The organism is Streptomyces sp. NPDC055078, assembly GCF_053607985.1.
The window spans coordinates 1-3,542 of record NZ_JBSGUP010000778.1; the positions used below are offsets into that span (position 1 = coordinate 1).

Consider the following 3,542-nt stretch of genomic DNA (forward strand, 5'->3'; position numbering starts at 1 on the left):
GGATCGTGCCCACGATTCCGTAGCGGAAGGTCTCGCCGAACATCGTGATGCCCGCGGCCGCCGCCACCACCGGATTGACGACCGTGACCGTGGCCAGCGGGGCAGCCAGCCCCGCACCCCGGTAGGACGCCTGGGAGAGCAGCAGACCGCCGGTCGCCAACAACGCGATCACCAGCAGACTCGGCCACTGGTCCAGCGGCGCGGACCACTGCCACTCGACCGCGACGGTCTTGGTGAACACCGAGGCGATGCCGAACGCCACACCCGCCGCCGCGGCCAGCAGCACACTGCGCAGCACCGGCCGGTGAATGGTCTGCGCGACCAGGAAGATCAGGGCGATGGCCCCCAGGGTCGCCGCCGCGAGGACGCCGCGCTGCCCGGTGCTCAGCGAGCGCGAGCCCGCGTCCCCGGCCAGCGTCAGCAGCCCGGCGAGACCCGCCGTCGCCAGCAGCGCCCCGCGCCACGCGGTGGCGCCCGCCTTGCGCCGTACGAACAGCGCGGCCATCGGCAGGGCGAACACGATCGTCAGCGCGCCGAGCGGCTGGACCACACTCAGCGGACCGTACGCCAGGGCTACCACATGGAGGATCGCGCCGATGCCGTTCAGCGCGACGGCGCACCACCACCCACCGTGATGCAGCGGGGCGTACGGCCGGGCGGGAGTGGCTGAGGCGACATGCTCCTGCATGATCGCCCCGGCCGCGTAGGCGACCGCGGAGACCAGCGACAGAAGCACTGCCAGCACGAGGGAACTCATATAAACCACGATCTCCCGGTTCGGCTCTCCCGTCGTCGTCCTTGAGCAGGCATTTGGACGTACTGCCGACGGAGTACGAGCGTAGGCCAAAAGTCCAACATGCGACGGTCGCGCAGGTCAGTGGCGGTGGACCCGGAACCGACCCGCAGGCCGACGGTGGGATGCTGTCCACTGGTGGCCACGAACGGGTGAGGCACGGGTGACAGAGGGGGCCGGGACGCGTGGACCTGCGAGAGCTGTGCTCGATGGGCGGATTCTTCGCCCTGCGGACCGGGACACCGGACGGCGGGACACCGCTCGGCCGGATCTACGCGGGCGACTACGCCCCGCTCACGCTCCGTGTCGATCTCGTCGCGGCCCGGCACTCCACCCCCGAACGGCGCGTCGCCGCCTCCATCGCCCAGCTCGGACTCGCCGCCCGGCTGTGGTCGATCGCGCTCGGAGCCGCGGCCCTGTACGGGGAACTCCCGGATCTGGACCCCGACCGGCTGCACTGGGCCCCGGACCGGAGCATCCCCGACGACCTCTGCCTGTCCGCGCCGGGCGCCCCGCCCGCCGCGCAAGCCCGGTCCAGCGCGCGCGCCCTGCCCGCCACGGCGGCCACCATCCGCGAGGCCGTCCAGTACGCCCACCTCGCCCCGCTCGCGGACGCCCTGAACCGGGACACCCGGATCTCCCACCGGCTCCTGTGGGGCAACGCGGGCTCCGCGCTCGCCGGGGCCGTACGCCAGATCGACGACTGGGCCCGGCAGGGCGGAGCCGACCGGGGGGCCGTCGCCCGGCGCGCGGACGCGCTCGCCGCCGAACTCCTCACCCACCCCGATCTCTCCGGCACCGTCCGTGGCCCGCGCATGCGCCGCACGAGCTGCTGCCTCTACTACCGCGCACCCGCCGGCGCGCTCTGCGGCGACTGTGTCTTCGACCACCCGCCGGGCCGCCCCGCGCGCTGAGCGCGCGACAGTCGGAGCCGGGCCGGGCCGGGCTGCCGGACCGGGGCGGACCCGGACGGACCCGGGCGGACCTGGCCGGGCCGAGGCGCGCTCGGGCGTGGTGAGGGCGCATTTTGCCGGGGCGCGGTCGCTCAGTAAAGTTGCGCTTTTGAGCCCCGGCTCCCCACCCCCAGCGTGAAACCCCAGCGCGAGCGATTGATCGAGGATCGGCAACGGCCATGACGGTGACAGAGGACAGTCCGGCGGCATTCGGCCCCGGCATCGACCCGGAGCGGCTCGCCGTCTGCCTGAGCGTGCTCGACGAGCTGGACAAGCTGGAGGTCGACCACCCGGACGCGATCGCCGTGCGCCGGGCCACCGCCGGTGTCTACCGTACGGTCAAGCAACGGCGGCGCCAGGAACGGCGGGCGGCCAAGACCGCGCACGACAAGGCGGTCACCGAGGCCACCGCCACCGGATCGGCCGAGCGGATCGACGACGAGACGGAGGGGCTGCTGCCGTCGTCCTCCGTCAGCGGCGAGATCGCGGGCATACTCCGGCGCCCGCGCTCCTGCTATATCTGCAAGACCCGGTATGTCGAGGTCGACGCCTTCTACCACCAGCTCTGCCAGAAGTGCGCGGCCGAGAACAGAGCCCGCCGTGACGCCCGTACGGATCTGTCCGGCCGGCGTGCCCTGCTCACCGGCGGCCGGGCCAAGATCGGCATGTATATCGCCCTGCGGCTGCTGCGCGACGGCGCGCACACCACGATCACCACCCGCTTCCCGAACGACGCGATCCGCCGATTCAAGGCGATGCCGGACAGCGACGAGTGGATCCACCGGCTGACGGTCGTCGGTATCGACCTCAGGGACCCGGCGCAGGTCGTCGCGCTGGCCGACTCGGTGGCCGCCGAGGGGCCGCTCGACATCCTGATCAACAACGCGGCGCAGACGGTACGCCGCTCCCCTCGGGCGTACAGCGAACTGGTCACCGCCGAGGCGGCCCCGCTCCCCCCGGGCGAGCTGCCGTCCGCCCGGGTCATCGGCACCTTCGGCAGCGGTGCGGTGGATTCGGTCGCCGCGCTGCCCGCCGCCCGGCGGGAGGGGCTGAGCGCCCAGGAGGTCACCGGACTCGCGCTGGTACCCGGCTCGGCCTCGCTCGCGCGGATCGAGGCGGGCACCGCGATCGACGCCGGGGGACTCGTCCCGGATCTGCACCACACCAACAGCTGGATCCAGACGGTCTCCGAGGTCGACCCGGTGGAACTGCTTGAGGTCCAACTCTGCAACTCCACCGCGCCGTTCATCCTGATCAGCCGCCTCCGCCCGGCGATGGCCGCCGCCGCTGCCCGGCGGACCTATGTGGTGAACGTGTCCGCGATGGAGGGCGTCTTCAGCCGGGGCTACAAGGGCGCGGGCCACCCGCACACCAATATGGCCAAGGCCGCGCTGAACATGCTGACCCGCACCAGCGCCCAGGAGATGTTCGAGGCCGACGGCATCCTGATGACCGCCGTGGACACCGGCTGGATCACGGACGAGCGCCCGCACCCCGACAAGATGCGCCTGGCCGACGAGGGCTTCCACGCCCCGCTCGATCTGGTCGACGGCGCGGCCCGGGTCTACGACCCCATCGTGCGCGGCGAATCGGGCGAGGACGTCTTCGGCTGCTTCCTCAAGGACTACGCCCCCGCCAACTGGTAACCGCACGGCCCCGCCACGGGTCCGCCCACGGCCCCGCCCGTGATCCGGCTGACGGCCCGGCTCACCCGAACGGCCGATCCCGTCTCGCATACCCCCGCGCTCGCCCCTGCCCGCCGCCGTGTCCATCGCCGCGCCCCGTCCCATCCGGAC

The 3,542-nt window shown here is 72.8% G+C and carries 3 protein-coding genes; 2 read left to right on the forward strand and 1 reads right to left on the reverse strand.

The window, feature by feature from the left end:
- Positions 1-757: DMT family transporter (locus ACWF94_RS36505; RefSeq protein ID WP_453498878.1), on the reverse strand; the 757-nt coding region annotated here is incomplete at its 3' end.
- A 221-nt stretch (positions 758-978) separates the two neighbouring features.
- Between ACWF94_RS36505 and ACWF94_RS36510 the strand changes: the two genes are divergently transcribed.
- Together ACWF94_RS36510 and ACWF94_RS36515 are read left to right on the forward strand one after the other, a co-directional pair.
- Positions 979-1,707 carry an IucA/IucC family C-terminal-domain containing protein gene (locus ACWF94_RS36510; RefSeq protein WP_453498880.1) on the forward strand — a complete coding sequence of 243 codons (729 nt, stop codon included), beginning with the start codon at positions 979-981 and terminating at the stop codon, positions 1,705-1,707.
- A gap of 218 nt (positions 1,708-1,925) precedes the next feature.
- Positions 1,926-3,392, forward strand: coding sequence for an SDR family NAD(P)-dependent oxidoreductase (locus ACWF94_RS36515; RefSeq protein ID WP_453498882.1), 1,467 nt, complete (start codon positions 1,926-1,928; stop codon positions 3,390-3,392).
- The last annotated feature ends 150 nt before the right edge of the window (positions 3,393-3,542 follow it).